At 70.6% G+C, this 19,256-nt stretch carries 20 protein-coding genes and 1 pseudogene; 15 read left to right on the top strand and 6 right to left on the bottom strand.

What is annotated here, in order from left to right; genetic code table 11:
* Window positions 1–11: 11 nt before the first annotated feature.
* The 4 genes from menC to QSK45_RS09060 all read left to right on the top strand — a co-directional run bounded on the left by menC (window position 12) and on the right by QSK45_RS09060 (window position 4,189).
* Window positions 12–1,166: an o-succinylbenzoate synthase gene (menC, locus tag QSK45_RS09045; protein ID WP_285554964.1), complete on the top strand. Its 1,155-nt coding sequence runs from the start codon at window positions 12–14 to the stop codon at window positions 1,164–1,166.
* Window positions 1,163–2,002, top strand: coding sequence for a M55 family metallopeptidase (locus tag QSK45_RS09050; protein WP_285554966.1), 840 nt, complete (start codon window positions 1,163–1,165; stop codon window positions 2,000–2,002). Before menC ends, QSK45_RS09050 begins: the two co-directional genes overlap by 4 nt.
* Window positions 1,995–3,167 carry a M20/M25/M40 family metallo-hydrolase gene (locus QSK45_RS09055; protein WP_285554967.1) on the top strand — a complete coding sequence of 391 codons (1,173 nt, stop codon included), beginning with the start codon at window positions 1,995–1,997 and terminating at the stop codon, window positions 3,165–3,167. Before QSK45_RS09050 ends, QSK45_RS09055 begins: the two co-directional genes overlap by 8 nt.
* Before the next feature lie 92 nt (window positions 3,168–3,259).
* Complete coding sequence (locus tag QSK45_RS09060; RefSeq protein ID WP_285554968.1) at window positions 3,260–4,189, top strand: S66 peptidase family protein; 930 nt, start codon at window positions 3,260–3,262, stop codon at window positions 4,187–4,189.
* Window positions 4,190–4,822: 633 nt separating this feature from the next.
* Here the strand turns inward: QSK45_RS09060 and QSK45_RS09065 are convergent.
* Window positions 4,823–5,770 (bottom strand): quinone oxidoreductase family protein, encoded by a 948-nt coding sequence (locus QSK45_RS09065; RefSeq protein WP_285554971.1) that lies wholly within the window; start codon window positions 5,768–5,770, stop codon window positions 4,823–4,825.
* An 89-nt stretch (window positions 5,771–5,859) separates the two neighbouring features.
* On the opposite strand from QSK45_RS09065, the gene QSK45_RS09070 reads away from it, so the two are divergent.
* Together QSK45_RS09070 and QSK45_RS09075 are read left to right on the top strand one after the other, a co-directional pair.
* On the top strand, window positions 5,860–6,315 hold the full coding sequence (locus QSK45_RS09070; RefSeq protein ID WP_285554973.1) for a MarR family winged helix-turn-helix transcriptional regulator: 456 nt from the start codon (window positions 5,860–5,862) through the stop codon (window positions 6,313–6,315).
* A gap of 288 nt (window positions 6,316–6,603) precedes the next feature.
* Entirely contained in the window at window positions 6,604–6,948 is a 345-nt protein-coding gene (locus QSK45_RS09075; RefSeq protein WP_285554975.1) for a hypothetical protein, read from the top strand.
* Here QSK45_RS09075 and QSK45_RS09080 read toward each other — a convergent pair.
* Window positions 6,908–7,591 (bottom strand): response regulator, encoded by a 684-nt coding sequence (locus QSK45_RS09080; protein ID WP_285554976.1) that lies wholly within the window; start codon window positions 7,589–7,591, stop codon window positions 6,908–6,910. The two genes, QSK45_RS09075 and QSK45_RS09080, sit on opposite strands and share 41 nt — an antisense overlap.
* On the bottom strand, window positions 7,588–8,937 hold the full coding sequence (locus QSK45_RS09085) for a sensor histidine kinase (protein WP_285554978.1): 1,350 nt from the start codon (window positions 8,935–8,937) through the stop codon (window positions 7,588–7,590). Before QSK45_RS09085 ends, QSK45_RS09080 begins: the two co-directional genes overlap by 4 nt.
* Between QSK45_RS09085 and QSK45_RS09090 the strand changes: the two genes are divergently transcribed.
* The 5 genes from QSK45_RS09090 (at window position 8,915) to QSK45_RS09115 (ending at window position 14,982) form a co-directional block, all read left to right on the top strand.
* A complete protein-coding gene (locus QSK45_RS09090) occupies window positions 8,915–9,667 on the top strand; it encodes an ABC transporter ATP-binding protein (RefSeq protein WP_395485226.1) in 753 nt (250 codons plus the stop codon). The two genes, QSK45_RS09085 and QSK45_RS09090, sit on opposite strands and share 23 nt — an antisense overlap.
* A gap of 145 nt (window positions 9,668–9,812) precedes the next feature.
* A complete protein-coding gene (locus QSK45_RS09095) occupies window positions 9,813–12,158 on the top strand; it encodes an FtsX-like permease family protein (RefSeq protein ID WP_285554982.1) in 2,346 nt (781 codons plus the stop codon).
* 272 nt (window positions 12,159–12,430) lie between these two features.
* The gene (locus QSK45_RS09105) at window positions 12,431–13,240 is read left to right on the top strand and encodes an alpha/beta fold hydrolase (RefSeq protein WP_285554984.1); all 810 of its coding nucleotides are present in this window, start codon (window positions 12,431–12,433) and stop codon (window positions 13,238–13,240) included.
* Window positions 13,240–14,499, top strand: a complete 1,260-nt coding sequence (locus QSK45_RS09110; RefSeq protein ID WP_395485489.1) for a SpoIIE family protein phosphatase — start codon at window positions 13,240–13,242, stop codon at window positions 14,497–14,499. The genes QSK45_RS09105 and QSK45_RS09110 overlap by 1 nt, the downstream gene beginning before the upstream one ends.
* A 48-nt stretch (window positions 14,500–14,547) precedes the next feature.
* Entirely contained in the window at window positions 14,548–14,982 is a 435-nt protein-coding gene (locus tag QSK45_RS09115; protein WP_285554988.1) for an STAS domain-containing protein, read from the top strand.
* Here the strand turns inward: QSK45_RS09115 and QSK45_RS09120 are convergent.
* Both QSK45_RS09120 and QSK45_RS09125 read right to left on the bottom strand, forming a co-directional pair.
* Window positions 14,927–15,271, bottom strand: coding sequence for a MerR family transcriptional regulator (locus tag QSK45_RS09120; protein WP_285554989.1), 345 nt, complete (start codon window positions 15,269–15,271; stop codon window positions 14,927–14,929). The two genes, QSK45_RS09115 and QSK45_RS09120, sit on opposite strands and share 56 nt — an antisense overlap.
* Before the next feature lie 1,087 nt (window positions 15,272–16,358).
* Window positions 16,359–16,577, bottom strand: a complete 219-nt coding sequence (locus QSK45_RS09125) for a hypothetical protein (RefSeq protein ID WP_285554991.1) — start codon at window positions 16,575–16,577, stop codon at window positions 16,359–16,361.
* A gap of 91 nt (window positions 16,578–16,668) precedes the next feature.
* Here QSK45_RS09125 and QSK45_RS09130 point away from each other — a divergent pair, with 91 nt between their 5' ends.
* Window positions 16,669–16,878 carry a hypothetical protein gene (locus QSK45_RS09130; RefSeq protein WP_285554992.1) on the top strand — a complete coding sequence of 70 codons (210 nt, stop codon included), beginning with the start codon at window positions 16,669–16,671 and terminating at the stop codon, window positions 16,876–16,878.
* Between the two features lie 33 nt (window positions 16,879–16,911).
* Here the strand turns inward: QSK45_RS09130 and QSK45_RS09135 are convergent, their stop codons facing one another.
* Complete coding sequence (locus QSK45_RS09135; protein WP_285554994.1) at window positions 16,912–17,229, bottom strand: ArsR/SmtB family transcription factor; 318 nt, start codon at window positions 17,227–17,229, stop codon at window positions 16,912–16,914.
* Window positions 17,230–17,284: 55 nt separating this feature from the next.
* Here QSK45_RS09135 and QSK45_RS09140 point away from each other — a divergent pair, with 55 nt between their 5' ends.
* The 3 genes and pseudogenes from QSK45_RS09140 to QSK45_RS09150 all read left to right on the top strand — a co-directional run bounded on the left by QSK45_RS09140 (window position 17,285) and on the right by QSK45_RS09150 (window position 19,251).
* A complete protein-coding gene (locus QSK45_RS09140; protein WP_285554996.1) occupies window positions 17,285–17,413 on the top strand; it encodes a hypothetical protein in 129 nt (42 codons plus the stop codon).
* On the top strand, window positions 17,410–18,261 hold the full coding sequence (locus QSK45_RS09145; RefSeq protein WP_285554998.1) for an NAD(P)H-binding protein: 852 nt from the start codon (window positions 17,410–17,412) through the stop codon (window positions 18,259–18,261). Before QSK45_RS09140 ends, QSK45_RS09145 begins: the two co-directional genes overlap by 4 nt.
* 404 nt (window positions 18,262–18,665) lie before the next feature.
* A pseudogene (locus tag QSK45_RS09150) lies at window positions 18,666–19,251 on the top strand (helix-turn-helix domain-containing protein).
* Window positions 19,252–19,256 lie beyond the last annotated feature (5 nt).

Here is a 19,256-nt window from a genome sequence, read left to right on the forward strand (position 1 = left end):
CGACCCCACACATGACCGTCACCCTTGCCGAGATCGAGCTGGCGCTGGTCCGGCTCGATCTCGTCCATCCCTTCGAGACCAGTTCGCACCGCAAGTCGTACCTGGAGCACATCGTCGTCCGCGCGACCGCCGAGGACGGCAGCGTCGGCTGGGGCGAGTGCGCCTCGCCGACCGACCCGTACTACTGCGGCGAGTCCACCTGGAGCTGCTGGCAGGTGCTGGGCGAGTACCTCGCCCCGATGCTGCTCGGACGGCCCTGGAACCACCCCGAGGACGCTGCCCGGCTGACCGCCAAGGTGAGCGGCAACCACTTCGCCCGCGCCGGACTCGACATGGCCTGCTGGGACCTGTACGGGCAGCGGCGGGCCGAGCCCCTCGCGGAGCTGCTCGGCGCCCACGCCGACGCGGTCCCGGCCGGTGTCAGCCTCGGCATCGAGCCGACGATCGACGCGCTCCTCGCGCAGGTCTCCCGGCAAGTCGCCGACGGCTACCGCCGGATCAAGCTGAAGATCCGCCCCGGCTGGGACCTCGAACCGGTCCGCGCCGTCCAGGACGCCTTCCCCGGCGTCACCCTCCAGGTCGACGCCAACACCGCCTACCAGCCCGAACAGGAGGCGGTGCTCGCGGAGTTGGACGGGCGCGGCCTGCTGATGATCGAGCAGCCGTACGCCGCCTCCGACCTGCTCTCCCACGCCCGGCTCGCCGCCCGTCTGGACACCCCGGTCTGCCTCGACGAGTCGATCACCACCCCGGACGTGCTGCGCACCGCGCTGCACCTGGCCGCGGCCGACATCGTCAACATCAAGGTGTCCCGGCTCGGCGGACTCGGCCCGGCGAAGACGGTGCACGACCTGTGCTTGAACGCCGGGGTGCCGGTGTGGTGCGGGGGGATGCACGAGTTCGGGATCGGCAGGGCCGCCAACCTGGCGCTCGCCGGATTGCCCGGCTTCACCCTGCCCTCGGACGTCTCCGGCTCCGACAAGTACTACCAGCAGGACATCGTCACGCCGCCCATCCGCGCCGTGGACGGCATGGTCGCCGTGCCCCGCTCCCGGCCGGGCATCGGCCTCGACGTGGACCTCGACCAGCTGAGGCAGTACACCACGCGCACCTGGACCATCCGCCCCCGCGCCCGTCTCGCCACCCCTGAGGAGAAAGCAGCATGAAGATCCTGATCTCGGCCGACATGGAGGGCGTCACCGGCGTCACCTTCCCCGACGACTGCGAGCCCGGTCACGCCCGTTGGGAGTACAACCGGCAGTTCCTCACCGCCGACGTCAACGCCGCGATCGCCGGCTTCGCCGCCGCCGGCGCCACCGAGATCCTCGTCAACGAGGCGCACGCCGACCAGCGCAACCTGCTCCTCGACCGGCTCGACAAGCGGGCCACGCTGCTGATCGGCACGCACAAGCCTCTCGGCATGATGGAGGGCATCGACCGCTCCCCGGACGCGGTGGCCTTCGTCGGCTACCACACCGGGGCCGGCCAGCCGGGCGTCCTCGCGCACACCTATCTGCCCAACACCATCACCGCGGTGCGGATCAACGGCGAGCCGGCCTCCGAGGGTCGGATGAACGCGTTGCTCGCCGACGAGTACGGCGTCCCGGTGGTCCTGGTCACCGGCGACGACCTGTGCTGCGAGGACGCCCGCGGTTGGGCGCCGCACGCCGCCCACGCCGTGGTGAAAACCTGCGTGGACCGCTACTCCGCGATCTGCCTGCCGCCCGAGGTGAGCGCCGCCCGCATCGCCGAGGCCGCCCGCGCGGGCCTCACGGCGCTGCCCGCCTCCACCCGGCCGGCGGCCCCGCCCACCGAGGGCTACACCTACGAGGTGTCCTTCGACGCCGCCCACCTGGCGCCCGCCGCGAGCTACATCCCCGGCGTCGTCCAGACCGACCCGCTGACCGTGCGGTTCACGCTGCCGACGATGTACGAGGCGATCCGCTGCTTCCGCGCCCTGACCCGGGTGGTCACCTCGGCCGTGGAGAACTGCTATGGCTGAGCCGGGCGAACTCCTCGCCCTGGCCCGCACCCTCGGCGGCCCGGTACTGGAACGCTGGGAACGCCTGGTCGCGCTGGAGACCCCGTCCGGCGACGCGGACCGCGCAGCCGTGTTCGGCAGGGAACTGGCCGCAGGCCTCGCCGCCACCGCGCACCGCGTCGAGCAGCCGCCGGGACCGAGCGGCGCCCACCTGGTGGCGTACTGGAACGGCCGCGAGGCGGAGGACGACGACGCGGGAGGCGGCCCGTCCGCGGGTCACACGTTGCTCGTGGCCCACAGCGACACCGTCTTCCCGGCCGGGACCGTCACCCGGCGCCCGTTCACGCTGGCCGAGGACGGCGACACGGTCACCGGCCCCGGGGTCTTCGACATGAAGGGCTCCCTGGTCGCGGTCGAACTGGCCATGGACCTGCTGTCCCGTACGGGCGCCACGCCCAGGCGTCCGGTACGCCTCGTGGTGGTCAACGACGAGGAGATCGGCAGCCCCGACGGCAGCCGACTTGTGGCCCGGCACGCCGAGGGCGCCCACGCGGTCCTCGGCCTCGAACCACCGCTGCCGGGAGGGGCGTTGAAGATCGGCCGCCGCGGAGTGGCCCGGGTGCGGCTGAGCGTGCGCGGGATCAGCGCCCACGCCGGCCTCGACGCCGCTCTCGGCGTCTCGGCCATCGACGAACTCGTGGACCAGCTCGCCCGACTGAGGGCGACGGCTGCCGCCCTCCCCGACGCCGCGCTGAACGTCGGCACGATCACCGGCGGTACCCGCGCCAACGTGGTCGCCGACCACGCCGAAGCGGAGATCGGCCTGCGCTATGCCACGCCCGAGACCGAACAGGCGCTGCTTTCCGCACTGCTGGAACCGACCCCGGTACGGGAGCGGGCCGCCCTGTCCACCGAGACGCTGTCCCACCGACCGGCCTGGGCGATGGAGCCCGCCAACCCCCTGGCGGCCGAACTGACCGCGCTCGCCTCCACCGTGGGCATGACTCTGCCCCTCGGTTCCTCCGGCGGCGCGGGCGACACCAACCTCACCGGCGCGCTCGGCATCCCGACGGTCGACGGTCTTGGCCCCGCGGGCGCCGGTGCCCACGGCGAGGACGAACATGCCTCGCTGTCATCACTGCTGGACAGGGCGGCCCTCATCGCCGCGTTCCTGAACACCCACTGACCACCGCCCCGACGGCCGGTGCCGCCCCTCCAGGCCCAGCACCGGCCGCCGGGGCAAATCCTGCACACCGTCCCTCCATCTCAAGGAGCCACATGCCCACCCTGCCCCCCGAGGGGCTCATCCGCCCCGTCGCGCCCAAGCCCGGTGACCACGTCGCCGTCATCGCCGCCAGCGGACCGCCCAACCAGGAGAACCTGGAGGTCGGCCTGGAGTCGCTGCGCGGGCTCGGCTTCCAGCCCGAGGTGTTCGCCTCCGCGCGGGCGGGCGGCGAGTACCTCGCCGGTGACGACGCGCTGCGCGCCCGCGACCTGACCGCCGCGCTCACCGACCCGGCGTTCACCGCCGTCTTCTGCGCGTCCGGCGGCTACGGCGCCCAGCGCACCCTGGAGCTGATCGACTGGGACGCCGTCGGCACACCCACGCCACGTACCGTCATCGGCTTCTCCGACGTGACGGCTCTGCTGGAGGCGGTCGCGGTAAAGCTGGGCTGGACGGGGCTGTTCGGGCCGATGCCCGCCATCCGGGGTTTCCGGCCGGGACGGGCCGACTTCGACGGGCTCGCCGCGCTGCTCACCGACCCGGCCTCCGTGAAAGACCTGCGTTTCCCCGACGCCCGCCCCCTGCGCGGCGGCACCGCGGAGGGCGTCACGCTGGGCGGCACGGTCACCCTGCTCGCCTGCTCCCTGGGCACCGACACCTCGCAGCCCGCGCGCGGCGGCATCGTCCTGCTGGAAGACGTGGACGAGGAGACGTTCCGGCTCGACCGGTTCCTCACCCAGCTGCGTCGCAGCGGTTACTTCGACGGCGCCGCCGGCATCGTCTGCGGCACCTTCACGGGCTGCGGCACGCGAGAGCGCGTCGAGGACCTGCTGCAGGACAGGCTCGGCGACCTCGGCATCCCGGTCCTGGTCGGCGCGGACATCGGGCACGGCGTGCCGCAGCAGACGTTCCCCATCGGTACCCGGGCCAGGCTCGACGCGGACGCGGGCACACTCACGTTCCTGGATCCCGTACTCGCCTGAGCCCCCGCGAAAGGCCCGGCTCCCCCGGCTTGCGCCGCTGTTCGGGATCTCGCCGACCACCGTCTGCCGGGGGGAATCCAGCGTCTTGGCCCGCTGGCCGCGCTCGGGCCCGTCCGGGCACCGCAGGACGGATTCGATCGGTCATGGATCGTCGATGGCACCCTCATCCCGGTCCGCGAACGCACGGTGGGCACGTCCTCACCCAACTACCGATTCTCGGCGGACGTGCGGGTCATCGCGGATGCGGACACGCGCCTGGTGGCAGCCGCCGCCCGCCCGGCGCCAGGCACGACGGCAAGATGCCACAGCCTGGCGCGACTCGGGCCTGGCCAGAACGTCACCGTGCCGGCGACGGTGGCTGCGTCGACACCGGCCTGGTCGTCCCGCACCGCGGACGCCCCGGCCGTCCCCTGCTCATGGGCGGGGAAGAAGACAACGTCGCCCATCGCAAGGTTCGCCGACGTACGGGATCCGCTCGACCAGTGCCGCATGCTGGATGCCGCACTTTGTGGAGATGCTCCGCTCAAGGCAGTGGCTGGGGCGCGGACTCTCCTGGCAGCAGAGATCGTCTTCGTCGGCGATCTCGCCTGAGTCCGCGGCTCCGCCCGCTGCGGGAGCGGCCGGTCGCCGTGGTCACGGCATCCGGATGATGCTCTTGCCGTGTGTGGCGCCTGTCGCCAGGTTCTCGATCGCGGTCCCCACGTCTGCGAGCTCGTATTCGGCGGTGATGTCGATGCGGATCAGGCCGGCGGCCACCTGGGCCAGTGCACTGGTGGTGCTGGCCGCCAGCCGGGCCGGGGCGGTCCGGCTCAGGAGGTTGCTGTTGTAGGTCATCACGGACTGCCCGTTCGTCAGCAGGTCGTTCGTCGAGACGGCGACCGGTTCGAACGTGGCGATGTTGCCGTAGACGGCGAGCCGGCCGTGCGGGGCCAAGTGCGACAGGTTCGCAGCCCGGGTGGCCCCTCCGACCGGGTCGAGGATCGCATCGAAGGACTCCCCGTCGAGGGCCCCGGGGAACTCTTCCCGGGTCAGCAGCTGGTGGTAGCCGAACTGGCGGGCGTAGTCGGCCCGGTCGGCGTTGCCGACCACGCCCACGATGCGTCGGGCTCCTGCCGCGGCGGCGAACTGTGTCGCCAGGGTGCCGACCCCACCCGATGCCGCGTGGATGAGCACACTGTCCCCGGGCCCGACCCCGGTGATGGTGTTGATCAGGTCGTAGGCGGTCGGGGCGACCCATCCGGCCGCGGCCGCGGTACGTGCGTCGACGCCTTCCGCGCCGATCGCCAGCGCGGCCGGCGCGAGCACGACCTCGGCGAAGCCGCCTCCGCCGACCAGCGCGATGACTGGTTCCCCGATGCGGCTCGGGTCCACGCCGTCGCCGACCGCGGCGATCCGGCCTGCGGCTTCGAAGCCCGGCACGAACGGTCGGGGGATGGGAAAGTGCCCGTCGCGCACGAGCACATCGCCCCATTGGACGCCCGCATGGGAGACCCGGACGGCCACCTCGCCCGGCCCGGGTACCGGCTTGGCGCACTCGACCGTACGGAAGTGGTTGTCGGGACCCAGGACAACAGCCCTCATGAGGTTCAACCTTCTGTGTCGACTCAGTAACCTGATACTCGCGAACCTAGCGAGTGTCAGATAATTGAGTCAAGTAAGGAAGTTGAGACATGGTCGAGGTGCCCGTCGAGGAACACCTGTGCGCCCGCATCCGCCGTGCCGAGCAGGCGCTCATGGCGCATCATGAGGCGGTCCTGCGCACCTACGGGCTGACCATGACCCAGTACACGGTGCTCCTCGCCCTGTCGCGCACGGACGGCCGGTCCGGTGCTCAACTCGCCCGCGCCTGCGGTGTCTCCCAGCAGAGCATGGCGACCGTCTTGAACGGCATGCGGGCCAAGGAGCTCATCGACCGCAAGCCGTCCGCGACTCACGCGAAAGTCATGATCGTCACCCTCACCGACTCCGGGCGAGACCTGCTCGACCGGGCCTACCGGGAAGTCATCGTGCTGGAACGCGCCCTGACCGACCGTTTCAGCGCCGACGAGCATCGCCGGTTCTGCGAGTTCCTCGACCGCGCCACCGCCACCCTCGTCGAGCAGACGCCCGCAACTCCGGCGCGCTGACGACGCACCCACGGGGCACGGAGGGGGAGCCGCCGCCGGCACGATCGATCCCGGAACCCATCACCGAGGCCCCGCTCCGAAGGAAGGCGTCCGGAGCAGTGGGCAGGGGAGGGGGCGAAGCAGGTCGGTACGGACACAGGGTGCCCGCACCCGGACACCTCCGGGTGCGGGCGGTACCCGCCACGGAGCCGGATCCCGGCTCCAACCGCTCGGTGGACCGTACTCACGAGCTCGCGCCCCCGCACTGCCAGTTCTGCGGCTGCCGACGTCATGAGGGCGGATGCCGTGATGCTGGAGCGGATCGCCGCGCGACGTACTGGCCTGGATCTCCTGGGGGAGCAGTTGGTGAAGCAGCTCGCCGAGGTGCGGGTCGAGCGGGACGAGCTGGTGGTGGCCGAACGCGGGGTGCAGCGCATCAGCGAGCAGGGCTTCGGGGAGTATCTTTCCCTCGCGCCGCCGCCCGGGGAGGCACGAGGTGGGGTCCGTGACTTCCTGGACAACCTCGACTCGAATCCCGCTGCGGCCAGGTGCGTGTGCCGGCGCATCGGGAACGCGGTGAACTCGTGGTCTCGATCGTTCTTCTCATCCTGCTCTACCGTCTACGCGGCACGAGTCCGGCCTCGAAGGCGATGATCGCCAGGTGGACGCGGTCCCGGGCTTCGAGCTTGGCGAACAGACGCGCGACATGCGTCTTCGCCGTCGCCACGCTGATCACCAACCGCTCGGCTATCTCGGCGTTCGACAGTCCCTGTCCGACCAGTGCCAGCACCTCGCGCTCCCGGTCGGTGATCCCCGCGATGAGCCTCGAGTCCGCGGCGGGCTCGGCGTCCGGTTCGGGGGCCGCGGGGTGGGACGTTCCGGCGAAGTCCGCGATCAACCGCCGGGTCACGCTCGGCGCGATCAACGCGTCACCGGCCGCCACCACGCGGATCGCGTCCAGGATCGCGTTCAGGGCCATGCTCTTGAGCAGGAATCCGCTGGCCCCGGCGCGCAGTGCGCCGTAGACGTACTCGTCGTCGTCGAAGGTCGTCAGGACCAGCACCTTGGGCGGGTCCGGCTCGGCGGTCGCCTGCCGGGTCGCCGCGATCCCGTCCATGCCCGGCATCCGGATGTCCATCACCACGACGTCCGGCCGCAGCTCACGCACCAGGCGCACCGCCTCGCGGCCGTCGCCGGCCTCCCCGGCCACCTCCAGGTCGTCGGTGTCGCCGATCAGGATTCCGAGCCCGACCAGCATCAGTGGCTGGTCATCGACCAGCAGCACCCGCACGCTCATGCCGGAAGCCTCGCCGCCACCCGGAATCCGCCCTCCGGACGCCGGCCCGCGCTGAACTGGCCGGACAGCAACGTCACCCGCTCGCGCATGCCGACCAGGCCGAAGCCGCTCCCGCCGGTCGCCGCCGAGGACCTCGGACGGCCCGGCCCGCCGAGACCGTCGTCCCCCTCGTCCACCACCTCGATGCTCACTCCTTCCGGCTCGTAATCGACCGCGACCCGGCACGTTCGCGCCCCGGAATGCCGCACCACGTTCGTCACCGACTCCTGGATGATCCGGAACGCCGACAGTTCGATCTCCGGCGGCAGTGGGCGCTGCTCGCCCCGCCAGGTCACGTGGACCCGCACTCCGGCGTCGGCCGTGCGTTCGGCGAGTAGCGGGACGTCGGCCAGGCTGCCGGCCGGCGCCAGCGGAGCGGCCGGCGGCATGGCGTCGTCCATCTCGGCGCGGCGTAGCGCCCCGAGCATGCGCTGCAGCCCGAGGAGCGTCTCCCGGCTGGTGGTCTCGATGCCGGTCAGCGCCCGCCGCGTCTGCTCGGGCTTGGTCTCCACGACCCGCGCCGCCGCTCCCGACAGCACCGTGATGATCCCGATGCTGTGGGCGACGCTGTCGTGCAGTTCACGGGCGATCCGAAGCCGCTCGGCCATGACGACGCAGGCCTCGGTCTGCTCGTGCAGGGATTCGAGGTATTCACGGCGCTTGCGATACACCCCTCCGAAGACCCACGCGACCGCGAACCACAACGCGAGCCACCCGGCCCACTGGACCGCGTCGCCGACACTGACGTAGATGTCGTTGACGAACGCGGCCGCGACGCCCGCGACGGAGCCGACGGCGGCAGCCTTCGGCCGCCGGGCGGCGATGTACCCGCTCAAGGCGACGAGCAGGATGAACACGACCAAGGGCCGCGCGCCGAAAACGTCGCCGAGGGCTGATTCGCCCAGGACCGCTACGAAGACGGCCGCCGGCAGACGGCGCACCAGCAGGATCGGAAGGGCGAGCACGACGCAGAGACCCGTCGTCTGGTAGCGCCCGAGGTCGGGGAACCGGAACAGGCCGTCGGCAGGGCTCGGCGTCGTCAAGGCGAGCATCAGCGCGTAGAAGCCGGCGATGGCCAGCACCACGGACTGTGACATCAGCCAGGTCACGCGCTTCGATGTCGAGAGACGCTGGAGAAGCTCTTCCACACGGAGATCGTATTCAGTGGCGTCGGCTCTGCGCGTCGCCCCGGGGATGTACGCGGGTACGCCCCCGGGCCGATGGCCCGCGGGGGAGGTGACATCCGCCGTCCGACGCGAGGGATCACGATCGGTTCCTAGGTTCATGGCCATGACGAATGCACCCATGATCGATCTCCAGGACGCGACAAAGAAATACGATGACGGCCCGCCCGCGCTGGCCGGTGTGACCTTGTCCGTGGCGGCCGGTGAGTGCGTGGCGATCCTCGGGCCCTCCGGCAGTGGCAAGTCGACGCTGCTGAACCTGGTCGCGGGTCTGGACAAGCCTTCCAGCGGCAGTGTCACCGTCGACGGCACCCGCGTGGACCAGCTCGGTGAGGCCGGTTCGGCGAAGTACCGCCGGGCCTCGATCGGCATGATCTTCCAGTTCTTCAACCTGCTCGACGATCTGACAGTTCTGGACAACGTCATGGTTCCGGCGCAGCTGGCCGGGATGGGCAAGGGTGAAGCGAAGCGGCGGGCCATCGAGCTGCTCGGCTCGCTGGGCATCGACCGGCATGCCAGGGCCTACCCGCAGCGGCTGTCCGGCGGTCAGCGGCAGCGGGTCGCGGTGGCTCGGGCCCTGATGAACAAGCCGGCGCTGCTGCTGGCCGACGAGCCCACCGGCGCGCTGGACTCGAGCTCGGCCGACGACGTGCGCCGGCTGCTGCTGGACCTGAACAGCGAGGGTCAGACCATCTTGTTGGTGACCCACGATGTGCAGCTGGCCGCGAGCACCGCGCGCCGCACGATCGAGTTGGTGGACGGCGCGGTCGAGCGGGACGTCATCAACGACGGCAGCGGTGCCGGCCTGGCCGCCCGCACGCCGCTGACCCGTCGGTCGGGAGCGGTCGGATGACACTGCGCAAGCCGCCGATGCCCCGGCGCCTCTTCGATGTCGGATTCCATGCCATGGCCCGCCTGCTGCTGGCGGTGAGCCGGTGAGCGCCCTGGGCAAGGTCGTACGCTCCGGCGTGGGCCGGCGTCGGGTCCAGTCCCTCGCCATGATCCTGACAACGTTCGCCGCGGTGACGTCCTCAGTACTCTCCCTCGGCCTGCTGACTGTCGTGCAGGCCCCGTTCGAGCACGCTTTCAGTTCTCGGAACGGGGCGCACCTGGCGGTCCAGTTCGACGGTTCGAAGGTCACGGCCGCGCAGGCCACCGCCACCGCGCACGCCGCCGGCGTCACCGAGGCGGCCGGACCGTACCCGATCGCCGCCGCCCTGGACACGACCATCGGCACGGACTGCCCCAAGAAGGATCTCGCCGGTCACGACAACCATCCGATCACCGTAACCACCCGGCCCGACCTGGGTAGCACCTCCGGGATGGACCAGCTGGCGCTGACCCAGGGGCGCTGGCCGACCAGCCCGGACGAGATCGCCCTGCCGTGGCAGCACTATGCCACCGCCTGCTTCGGCAGTTCGGTGGTGTTCTCCTCCCTGCCGGGCAAGCCGTCGTTCAAGGTCGTCGGCTTCGCCGACTCGGTGACCAACAGCGCGACCGCCTTCGCCACCGCCGACGGTTTCGCGCGGCTCACCGCTGCCGGTGCCAAGTCCGACGAGCAGATGCTCTACCGGTTCGCCAAGGCCGGGACCGACGCCGACATCGCCACCGACAAGCAGGCGGTGGCCGCCGCCGCGCCGGCCGGCGCGGTCGAGAGCGGACAGTCGTACCTGACCGCGAAGCAGCAGGCCGGCGGCAACGCCAGGGCCTACGTGCCGTTCCTGATCGGCTTCGGGATCCTCGGGCTGTTCATGTCGGTGCTGATCATCTCGATCGTGGTCGGCGGGGCTGTGGCCTCGGGAATCCGACGTATCGGGATTCTGAAGTCGTTGGGCTTCACCCCCTCGCAGGTGGCTCGCGCCTACACCGCGCAGGCCATGATCCCGGCGACACTCGGCCTGGTGCTCGGCGCGGTCTTCGGCAACCTCCTGGCTGTGCCGATCCTGGGCGGGGCCACCAAGCAACTCGGCGCGGCCAGTGCCACGATTCCGTTGTGGGTCAGCGCCGTGGTGCCGCTGGGAACCCTGCTGATCGTCGCCGTCACGGCTTTGATCCCGGCACTGCGGGCCGGCCGGATGCCGACCGTGCGCGCTCTGGCGGTCGGGCGCGCCCCCAAGGCCGGGGGCAGTCAGACGGCGCAGCGTCTGGCCTCGCGGTTGCCGCTGCCCCGGGCCATGTCGTTGGGGCTGGCCCAGCCGTTCGCCCGGCCGACCCGGGCCGTACTGGTCGGTGCGGCGGTGCTGTTCGGCGTGGTGAGTGCCACGTTCGCGGTGGGGCTGGAGACCGGGTTCAACACGTACCTCGACACCAGCACCGCAGGATTCAACGTCGCGTCGAAGTTCGTGGAACCCACAGCCGACGTAGGCGTGACCTGGGGTTCCCACGGCCCCAACGACCCGCGCAGACCGCACCTGGATGCCGCCAAGGTGGCCGCCGTGCTCGCCGAGACCCCGGGCACGAAGGCGGCGTTCGGCTGGGGCGAGAGCGGCGCGACCATCGTCGGCGCCCCGCCCGGCGGCGAACCGCCGAAGGTGTTCACGGTCACCGGCGACTTCTCCTGGACGCACATGGAGCTGCTGTCCGGCCGCTGGTTCTCAGCGCCCGGCGAGGCCGTGGTCGGCGACAAGCTGGCCACGACGGTGGGGATCCACGTCGGTGACAACGTCACCGTGGTGCAGCAGAACAAGCGACTGCCGCTGAAGGTCGTCGGCATCAACTTCGACACCAACGTGGGCGACTACACGGTCATGACGGATGCGGCCACCTTCACCACCGCCGGTCTGGCCCCGCACATCGAGCAGTTCAACGTCGAGCTGGCCTCGAACGTCAGCGGACAGGACTGGTCCACCTCAGCCGCCGCCGCGCTGACCCCGCTGAACGCCTCGGTCCAGCCGAACTCGGACGGGGGCAAGAACATCGTGATGATCATCATGGGCACCCTGGTGGCCACGCTCACGCTGATGATGGTGGCGGTCGCCGCGCTCGGGGTGCTGAGCATGGTGGTGCAGGACACCCGGGAGCGGGTTCATGATCTGGGGATCTTCAAGGCCCTCGGGATGACACCCAAGCAGACCATCGCGATGGTTCTGACCTCGGTGTCGCTCACCGGCCTGATCGCCGGGCTGATCGGGGTCCCGCTCGGGGTCGCGGTGGAGAAGGCGACGCTGACCCCGATGGGGGACGCGATCGGCCGGCACCTGCCGCCGAGCGTGTCCCACACCTACACCGCCGCTCTGCTCATCCCCCTGCTGGCCGGCGGGATCGTGATCGCCCTGCTCGGGGCACTGCTCCCGGCCAGCTGGGCGGCACGGACCCAGACCGCCACCGCGCTGCGGACCGAGTAGGACCGAACAGAGCCGCCGGTCACACCAGCGGTGTGTAGGCCCGCGCCACGGAGAGACTCCGCAGCCGTCCCGGCCGAGTCTTCCCGGGGAGGAGATCGTGGAGGACTTCCCGGCTCGCCTCCAACGGGGGGAGACCGCCCTGGCGGGCTTCATCGGCGACGACGACCAAGCGCTGGAACTGGTGGAGGTCTTCCACGCGCTCGCCCCGACGATCGCCGCCCCGGACGAGCGCGGCCGGTTCCCGGCATCCTGTGTCTGCGAGGATGAGTCGTATGGACGTGCGCAGCAGGAACCACGTGCGGGTGTCCGGGCGGCCGGGCGGCCCCGTGGTGATGCTGGCGCACGGGTTCGGATGCGACCAGAACTTGTGGCGTCTGGTGGTACCTGCGCTGGAGCGTGAGTTCACAGTGGTGCTCTTCGATCATGTGGGAGCAGGCCGCTCGGACCTGTCGGCGTGGAGCGAGGACCGCTACTCCAGCATGGACGGTTACGTGGACGACGTGCTGGAGATCTGCCGGGAGCTGGACCTCGGCCCGGTGACGTTCGTGGGCCACTCGGTCAGCGCGACGATGGGCGTGCTGGCCGCAGCGCGACACCCCGAGTACTTCGCCGGGCTGGTGCTGCTCGCCCCCTCCCCCTGCTTCATCGACGATCCCGCGGCCGGGTACCACGGCGGGTTCAGTGCCGAGGACATCGAGGAACTGCTGCAGTCCTTGGACGCAAACTATCTGGGCTGGTCGGGGGCGATGGCACCGGTCATCATGGGCAACCCCGAGCGCCCGGAACTGGGGCAGGAGCTGACCAACAGCTTCTGCGCCACCGACCCGGAGATCGCCCGCGTCTTCGCCCGCGTGACGTTCCTGTCCGACAACCGCACCGACCTGGCGCAGGTGGCGGTGCCCACCCTCGTCGCCCAGTGCTCCAGCGACGCCATCGCCCCACCAGAGGTCGGCGCCTTCGTCCACGCCCGGATCAGGGGCAGCCAGCTCATCACGCTGAACGCCACCGGACACTGCCCCCAGCTCAGCGCCCCCGAGGAGACCGCCCAGGCGATCGCCGCGTTCGCAAGGACACTGCGATGATGTGCCGGGCCGACGGCGACCAGGACTCCGACCCGGACCCCGAAGAGCCCCCGGACGACGACCAGACTTTCTCCGCTCTGCTGGAAGACAGCATTGAGGACCTGTACGAGAACGCCCCGTGCGGATACCTCTCCACCCTCCTGGACGGGCAGATCGCCAAGGTCAACACCACCTTGCTGAACTGGCTGGGCTACAAGCGCACGGACCTGGTGGGCCGAAGGAAGTTCTCCGACCTCCTCACCGTCGGCGGGCGGCTCTATCACGAGACGCACTTCGCGCCGCTCCTGCGCATGCAGGGCACGATCAGCGGCATCGCGCTGGAGCTGAGAGCGGCCGACGGCAGCCGCCTGCCGGTCCTCGTGACCTCCACCGTCAAGGCCGGCATGGACGGGCGGCCACTGCTGATCCGCACCACCATCTTCGACGCCCGTGACCGCCGCGCCTACGAGCAGGAACTGCTGCGCACCCGCCAGGAGGCCGAGCGCGAGCGCGAACGGCTCCAGCAGCTGGCCACCACCCTGCAGAAAACGCTGCTGCCACCGGCACTGGAGAACGTGCCCGGCCTGGACGTGGCCGCGTACTACCACATCGCCTCGATCGACGAGGTCGGAGGCGACTTCTACGACCTCTTCCCCCTCGCAGCCGGGACCTGGGGACTCTTCCTCGGAGACGTGTGCGGCAAGGGTGCCGAGGCGGCGGCTGTCACCTCCCTGGCCCGCTACACCCTGCGCGCCGCCGCCGTCTACGACCCCGACCCGGCCGCGGTTCTCAGCAACCTCAACACCGTCCTCTACCACGAGTACGACGGCACCGACCCCCGGTTTTGCACCGTCGTCTTCGGCCTGCTCACCCCCGACGGCGGCCAGGGTGGCTTCCGTATCACCCTCGCAAGCGGCGGCCATCCTCCGGCCCTGCTGCTCTGCGCGGACGGCACCGCCGACTACCTGCCCACCCCCGGCGGCCAGCTCATCGGCGTCCTGCCCGACGCCCACATCGCCACCATCACCCTCCGCCTCGATCCCGGCGACACCCTCCTCCTGCACACCGACGGCCTCACCGAGGCCCACACCGCCATCCGCGGCGAACGCTACGGCGGCGAAGCCCTCCTCGACTTCGCCCGGACCCTGGCCCCCACCACCGCCCAGGGCGCCGTCACAGCCGTCCGCGACCTCCTCGACACGTTCGGCACCGGGGTGGACGACGACACCGCCGTCCTGGCCGTCCACGTGCCCCGCGCCGACCGAGAAGAGCAACAGTGAGCGAGATGATCACCCACACGCGGAGCACCCCTCCGGTCCTTCATCGAGATGACCGGAGACCTCGACCACTACAGCGCACCCGGGATCCGCCGGCTCCTGCCTGGGCTGGACATCGGTCAGGGCCAACAACTCGTCGTCGACCTCAGCGGCCTCACCTTCTGCGACTCCAGCGGCATCACCGTCCTGCTCGTGGCCCGCAACCACGCCCTCGCTTCCCGCGCCACCGCCAGGCAGCCGAAGCGGCCTGGAGGCCCCCGGCAGACTGACCCACCCGACAGCCGACCCTCCCGCACTGCGGGCCGGTCTTCAGCGGTCGGGCCATCCGTAGACGCCAAGCAGTCGACTCGAACGACGGTGGACCCCGGCGAGCGCCGGGGTTCTCGGTGTCGCACTGTGTCAAGGCGCCGATGTCGCGCCCACGCCCCGATCAGGCCGAGGTCTTGGGCTGCGGCTCGCTGTCTCGGGCACGCAGTTGCTCGTTGATGCGCTGGGCTTCTTCGAGTTGGTCTTCGAGGATGACGATGCGGCAGGCGGCCTCGATGGGGGTGCCCTGATCGACGAGTTCGCGGGCGCGGGCGGCGATGCGCAGCTGGTAGCGGGAGTAGCGGCGGTGACCGCCTTCGGAGCGCAAGGGGGTGATCAGGCGATGGTCGCCGAGGGCGCGGAGGAAGGCGGGGGTGGTCGACAACATCTCGGCGGCCCGGCCCATGGTGTAGGCGGGGTAGTCGTCGTCGTCAAGGTTGTCGACGGGACGGTGACCGGCAGGGGGCATAGACCTCTTCTTTCGGAACGCGTCGGGGGGCCCGGGTGCCGACCGGCACCCGGGCCCCGAGCTTTCAACACCATCTACCGGCCGCTGGGCCGGCCTTCTGTGTCCGCAGGATCCGCCGGGGAGGGCGGGGCTGCGGGGATCGCGGATGCGTGACCGGGGACCACCTTCCAATCCGGGGCCTGCGGTACCCGGGCGGACTCCTCTCACCCGGGCGATCCTGATGGCGTTCTGCTCCTCACCTTCGGTTACTCGGTTGCACTGCTTGGGTACCGCGGGTGCTGCTCACGGTCCCCGTGGACCGCGTCCTTCTCGGCCTGCTCGCACGGCAGTTCGTGTCTGCCGTGCCCACTTCGACTTCCTGGGTACAGGAAGACAGTAACTCCGTGGTTTGCCAATGTCTACTGCCGTCACGACAGGTTTTCTCCAAGGGCTGTGAGTGGAGTTCAGCCTCCTGTAGACGCGAAAGAGTGATGCCCGGGTTTGCGTTCCGGCTCGGCGGGCGCACACTGACTGGGCCGGACGGCCCAGCCGGTCCAGGCGGGGCGATGGAGCAGGACCGACATGGGGGCGACGCGCACGGAGGCCCGTGGGGCTCGTGTCGTGACTGAGAACCGTCACGTCGGCATCGCTCAGGCTCTTAATGTCGGCCGCGCCTTCGTGGATTCGGCCGCGCGCCGAGAAGCGGGGAGCCCCTGGCTCGCCGCCGCGGCGGCGGCCGCCACGCCCCAAGCCTTGACGCCACCGCTGCCGCGGTGCACATCGCCGGCCCGGCCGCCCGCGAAATACGCTCCCGCTTCAACGGTGGCGCCGGGGCCGAGTGGATTCGGCTGGGCGAGTGGCCGGGAGGCCGGGAGGCCGTATCACGGGGCATGCGCCCTGGATGTGCCCTGGCGAGCCCGATCACCGGAGGTGACCACCTCGGTTGTCGTCGGGCAGCCCCGCGGCGACAACCGAGTGGTGCGGGCCGACCGGCCCCGTGCGCCCCCGGCTTCTTGCCGAACCGTTGGCGGCAATCGGTACGCGGTTCACGTATGCCCGCGTAAGCCGGGTGCACCCGCTGCGGCGCCCTACACCTGCCAGCCGTGCTTTACCTGCGGTCACCCTCGAAACCGGCCTCGGCGAGTGCCGGCATGTGCGCAGCCGTCAGGGTGTTCGCGGGATCAGCCGCTGTGGCCAGCAGCCAGGTTGCTGCCGCCCTCGCCTCACCAGGCCGGATGACCAGCAGTTCTCGGTGCCCTGCGGGGTCCCAGTCCAGGGCGATGGCATGGACTTCGGCACCCACGGCGGACAGGACGACTTCGATCACGCGGCCGGGCCGTCCGCGCGATGGCCGCCGACCTCGCTCTCGAGCAGCCGTCGGCCCGGCGTTGCCGGAGGGCGCGGCCGACCAGCAGATCATGGGCGTCTTCGACGACGAACGCCGGCCGCCGCGCGCCCGCGACCTGTGCCTCGCGCTGGATCTGCCCTTGATACCCCAAGCACGACGAAGGCACCCGGGCGAAGCTCAAACGCCTGATCAGCTCGGCTTCCTCGACGAGATCGAACCCGGGCTGTTCGCACAGCCCCGCCCACACGCGCCGACCGCCCCCGCCGATCAGCGATCCTGACCCAGCCGAAGAACAAGACGGCGCAAGACTCGCTTATCGCTCCGTGAGCACCGCGCTCAGCAGGCCGGGGAAACGCGCCTCCATGTCGCCGCGGCGCACTGTGACGATCCGCTTGCGTCCTTCTGCGACGGTCCTGATCAGGCCCGCTTCCCGCAGGACGCGGTAGTGATGGGAGATCGTCGGGCTGCTCAGGCCGAGGTCGGCCTTCTCGGCGATGACCGCGCAGTCGATCGGCTCCGGACCGCGATACAGCTCGGTCATCAACGCTCGCCTGCCCGGTTCGGCCAGCGCACTGAGAATCACCGTGAGATCGAAGGAGTCGACCGAGGGTTCGGGTAGTACACGCGGCATCCGTCGCCTCCTCATCGTTTGACGTGCATCGAACTTTAGCCTACTGTCGCACCACGTGATGATTCGACAAGCATCAAACGATCTGCCGTCGGCGCGGCTGCCCGTCCTCGCCGTCGGCACGTTCGTGTCGGCCCTGATCGAAGGAGACACCGTGCCCAGTACGTTCGAGGAGCCGACCCGATGACCGGCGTACTCGTGACCGGCGGCACCGGGAAAACCGGTCGCGAACTGGTACGACTGCTGCGTGGCAGAGGCGTGCCGGTTCGAGTGGCCAGCCGCAACCCGGCCGCCGAGGACCCGGACGCGATCCGGTTCGACTGGGACGATCCGGCCACCCATCCGGACGCCCTGGACGGACAGGACCGGGTCTTCCTGGTGCCTCCGGTGCAGAGCGGGGACCCGATGCCGTCGGTCGGGCCGTTCCTGGCCGAGGCACGGCGCCTCGGCGTGCGCAAGGTGGTGCTTCTCGGCTCCGCCATCCCCCTTGCCCCCAGCGCACAGGAACTGGCCGCCCAGGTCCGGGCCCAGCCCGGCTGGGTCGTGCTGCGCCCGTCCGGGTTCATGCAGAATTTCCTCAGCCCACACCCGCTGGGCGAGCGGATCCGGCGAGACGGTGAGATCCGCACCGCCGCCGGTGACGGCCGGGTGGGCTGGATCGACACGCGGGACATCGCGGCGACCGCCGCGGCCCTGCTGTCCGACCTTGACGCCATTCCCGGCGATCAGCATGACTACCTGCTCACCGGCCCGCAGGCGCTGAGTTACCCGGAGGCGGCAGCGATCATCGCCGCCGGCACCGGGCGCCCGGTCCGGGTGATCCACGCCAGTGAGGACCAGCAGGCGGCCAATCTGCGGGCCGCGGGCATACCCGCACAGTTCGCCGCGATCCTCGCCGCCGCCGACGCCGGCGCCCGCACCGGCCGGGACGACGAGGTCAGCACCGCGGTGCTCGATCTGACGGGCCATCCGCCGCGCACCTTCACCCAGTTCGTCCAGGAGCACGCGGCCCGGTGGGCAGCGCCAACCGCTTAATGCGGCAAGGTCGAGGGCAGCGAGGTGTGATGTCCGGGTGGGGGCGCGTTGTTGCCCGGTCCACCAGGCGTCGATACGGACGAGGTTGATGGCAGTGGCTGTGAAGATGTGCGCGAGGGGGGTCTTCCGCAGTCCTGCCTGGTGTGATGCGCCAGTGCCCTTCGCATTCGGGGCCTTCTGCTGTGGCGATCACCTTGTCCGAGGTCGAGCGCGCCGAGTTGGTGCGCCGGACGAAAATGCCGAACCGGCGCTCGGCTGAGAAGGCCCGCATCATCCTGGCGTGAGCTGACGGCATGTCGAACGGGGTGTCGCACGGCTCGTCCGCGCCCAGGCCAAGAGGGTCGGAAAGTGGCGTCGGGCATTCGCCGCAGAGCGGATGGCTGGGGCTTGAGGACGCCGGCTGGATCGGTCGGCCGAAGGTCGACCTGATCCTCGACGATGCTGAGCGCAAGCAGCGGCAGCAGTGGGCGCGGCAGGCCAAGACCGCGCAGTTCCTCGCGTTGGGAGCCGAGATCGCGCTGCGCTGCGCGGAGGGCGGGACGAACCAGCAGGCCGCAGCCGACCTCGGCATCGACAGGTCGACCGTTGACCGCTGGCGGGCCCGTTTCATCGCAGAACGCCTCGACGGTCTGCATGACGAGCCGCGCTCGGGCCGGCCACCCTCGATCCTCCTCGACCAGGCCGAGGAGGTCGTCGTGGCCACCCAGGAGTCGCTCCCGGGCCAGGACACGCACTGGCGTCGCCAAGGTCGTCGACGTTGTCGGCCTGTACCACCACCCGCCCGAGAAGGCGGTGCGGTGGTTCGGCCTGCTGACCGACAAGCTCATCCGCCGCGGCGTCCACACCTCCGTGAAGGCACTGGAGGACGACATCACTGCGTGGATCAACACCTGGAACGAGAACCCGCGGCCCTTCACCTGGGCCGAGACAGCCGACGAGATCCTCAACCTCCTCGCCGACTACCTCACCAAGGTCGGAACCACCCGCTAGAGAAC

Origin of the sequence: Streptomyces hygroscopicus subsp. hygroscopicus, assembly GCF_030269125.1 — a bacterium.
GTDB lineage: Bacteria > Actinomycetota > Actinomycetes > Streptomycetales > Streptomycetaceae > Streptomyces > Streptomyces hygroscopicus_C.

What these genes read in the sequence shown, in the direction of transcription:
- menC (WP_285554964.1), top strand. Translation starts at nt 12, where the DNA reads ATGACCGTCACCCTTGCCGAGATCGAGCTGGCGCTGGTCCGGCTCGAT.
- QSK45_RS09050 (WP_285554966.1), top strand. Translation starts at nt 1,163, where the DNA reads ATGAAGATCCTGATCTCGGCCGACATGGAGGGCGTCACCGGCGTCACC.
- QSK45_RS09055 (WP_285554967.1), top strand. Translation starts at nt 1,995, where the DNA reads ATGGCTGAGCCGGGCGAACTCCTCGCCCTGGCCCGCACCCTCGGCGGC.
- QSK45_RS09060 (WP_285554968.1), top strand. Translation starts at nt 3,260, where the DNA reads ATGCCCACCCTGCCCCCCGAGGGGCTCATCCGCCCCGTCGCGCCCAAG.
- QSK45_RS09065 (WP_285554971.1), bottom strand. Translation starts at nt 5,770, where the DNA reads ATGAGGGCTGTTGTCCTGGGTCCCGACAACCACTTCCGTACGGTCGAG.
- QSK45_RS09070 (WP_285554973.1), top strand. Translation starts at nt 5,860, where the DNA reads ATGGTCGAGGTGCCCGTCGAGGAACACCTGTGCGCCCGCATCCGCCGT.
- QSK45_RS09075 (WP_285554975.1), top strand. Translation starts at nt 6,604, where the DNA reads ATGCTGGAGCGGATCGCCGCGCGACGTACTGGCCTGGATCTCCTGGGG.
- QSK45_RS09080 (WP_285554976.1), bottom strand. Translation starts at nt 7,591, where the DNA reads ATGAGCGTGCGGGTGCTGCTGGTCGATGACCAGCCACTGATGCTGGTC.
- QSK45_RS09090 (WP_395485226.1), top strand. Translation starts at nt 8,915, where the DNA reads ATGGCCATGACGAATGCACCCATGATCGATCTCCAGGACGCGACAAAG.
- QSK45_RS09085 (WP_285554978.1), bottom strand. Translation starts at nt 8,937, where the DNA reads ATGGGTGCATTCGTCATGGCCATGAACCTAGGAACCGATCGTGATCCC.
- QSK45_RS09095 (WP_285554982.1), top strand. Translation starts at nt 9,813, where the DNA reads ATGATCCTGACAACGTTCGCCGCGGTGACGTCCTCAGTACTCTCCCTC.
- QSK45_RS09105 (WP_285554984.1), top strand. Translation starts at nt 12,431, where the DNA reads ATGGACGTGCGCAGCAGGAACCACGTGCGGGTGTCCGGGCGGCCGGGC.
- QSK45_RS09110 (WP_395485489.1), top strand. Translation starts at nt 13,240, where the DNA reads ATGTGCCGGGCCGACGGCGACCAGGACTCCGACCCGGACCCCGAAGAG.
- QSK45_RS09115 (WP_285554988.1), top strand. Translation starts at nt 14,548, where the DNA reads ATGACCGGAGACCTCGACCACTACAGCGCACCCGGGATCCGCCGGCTC.
- QSK45_RS09120 (WP_285554989.1), bottom strand. Translation starts at nt 15,271, where the DNA reads ATGCCCCCTGCCGGTCACCGTCCCGTCGACAACCTTGACGACGACGAC.
- QSK45_RS09130 (WP_285554992.1), top strand. Translation starts at nt 16,669, where the DNA reads ATGGGCGTCTTCGACGACGAACGCCGGCCGCCGCGCGCCCGCGACCTG.
- QSK45_RS09135 (WP_285554994.1), bottom strand. Translation starts at nt 17,229, where the DNA reads ATGCCGCGTGTACTACCCGAACCCTCGGTCGACTCCTTCGATCTCACG.
- QSK45_RS09145 (WP_285554998.1), top strand. Translation starts at nt 17,410, where the DNA reads ATGACCGGCGTACTCGTGACCGGCGGCACCGGGAAAACCGGTCGCGAA.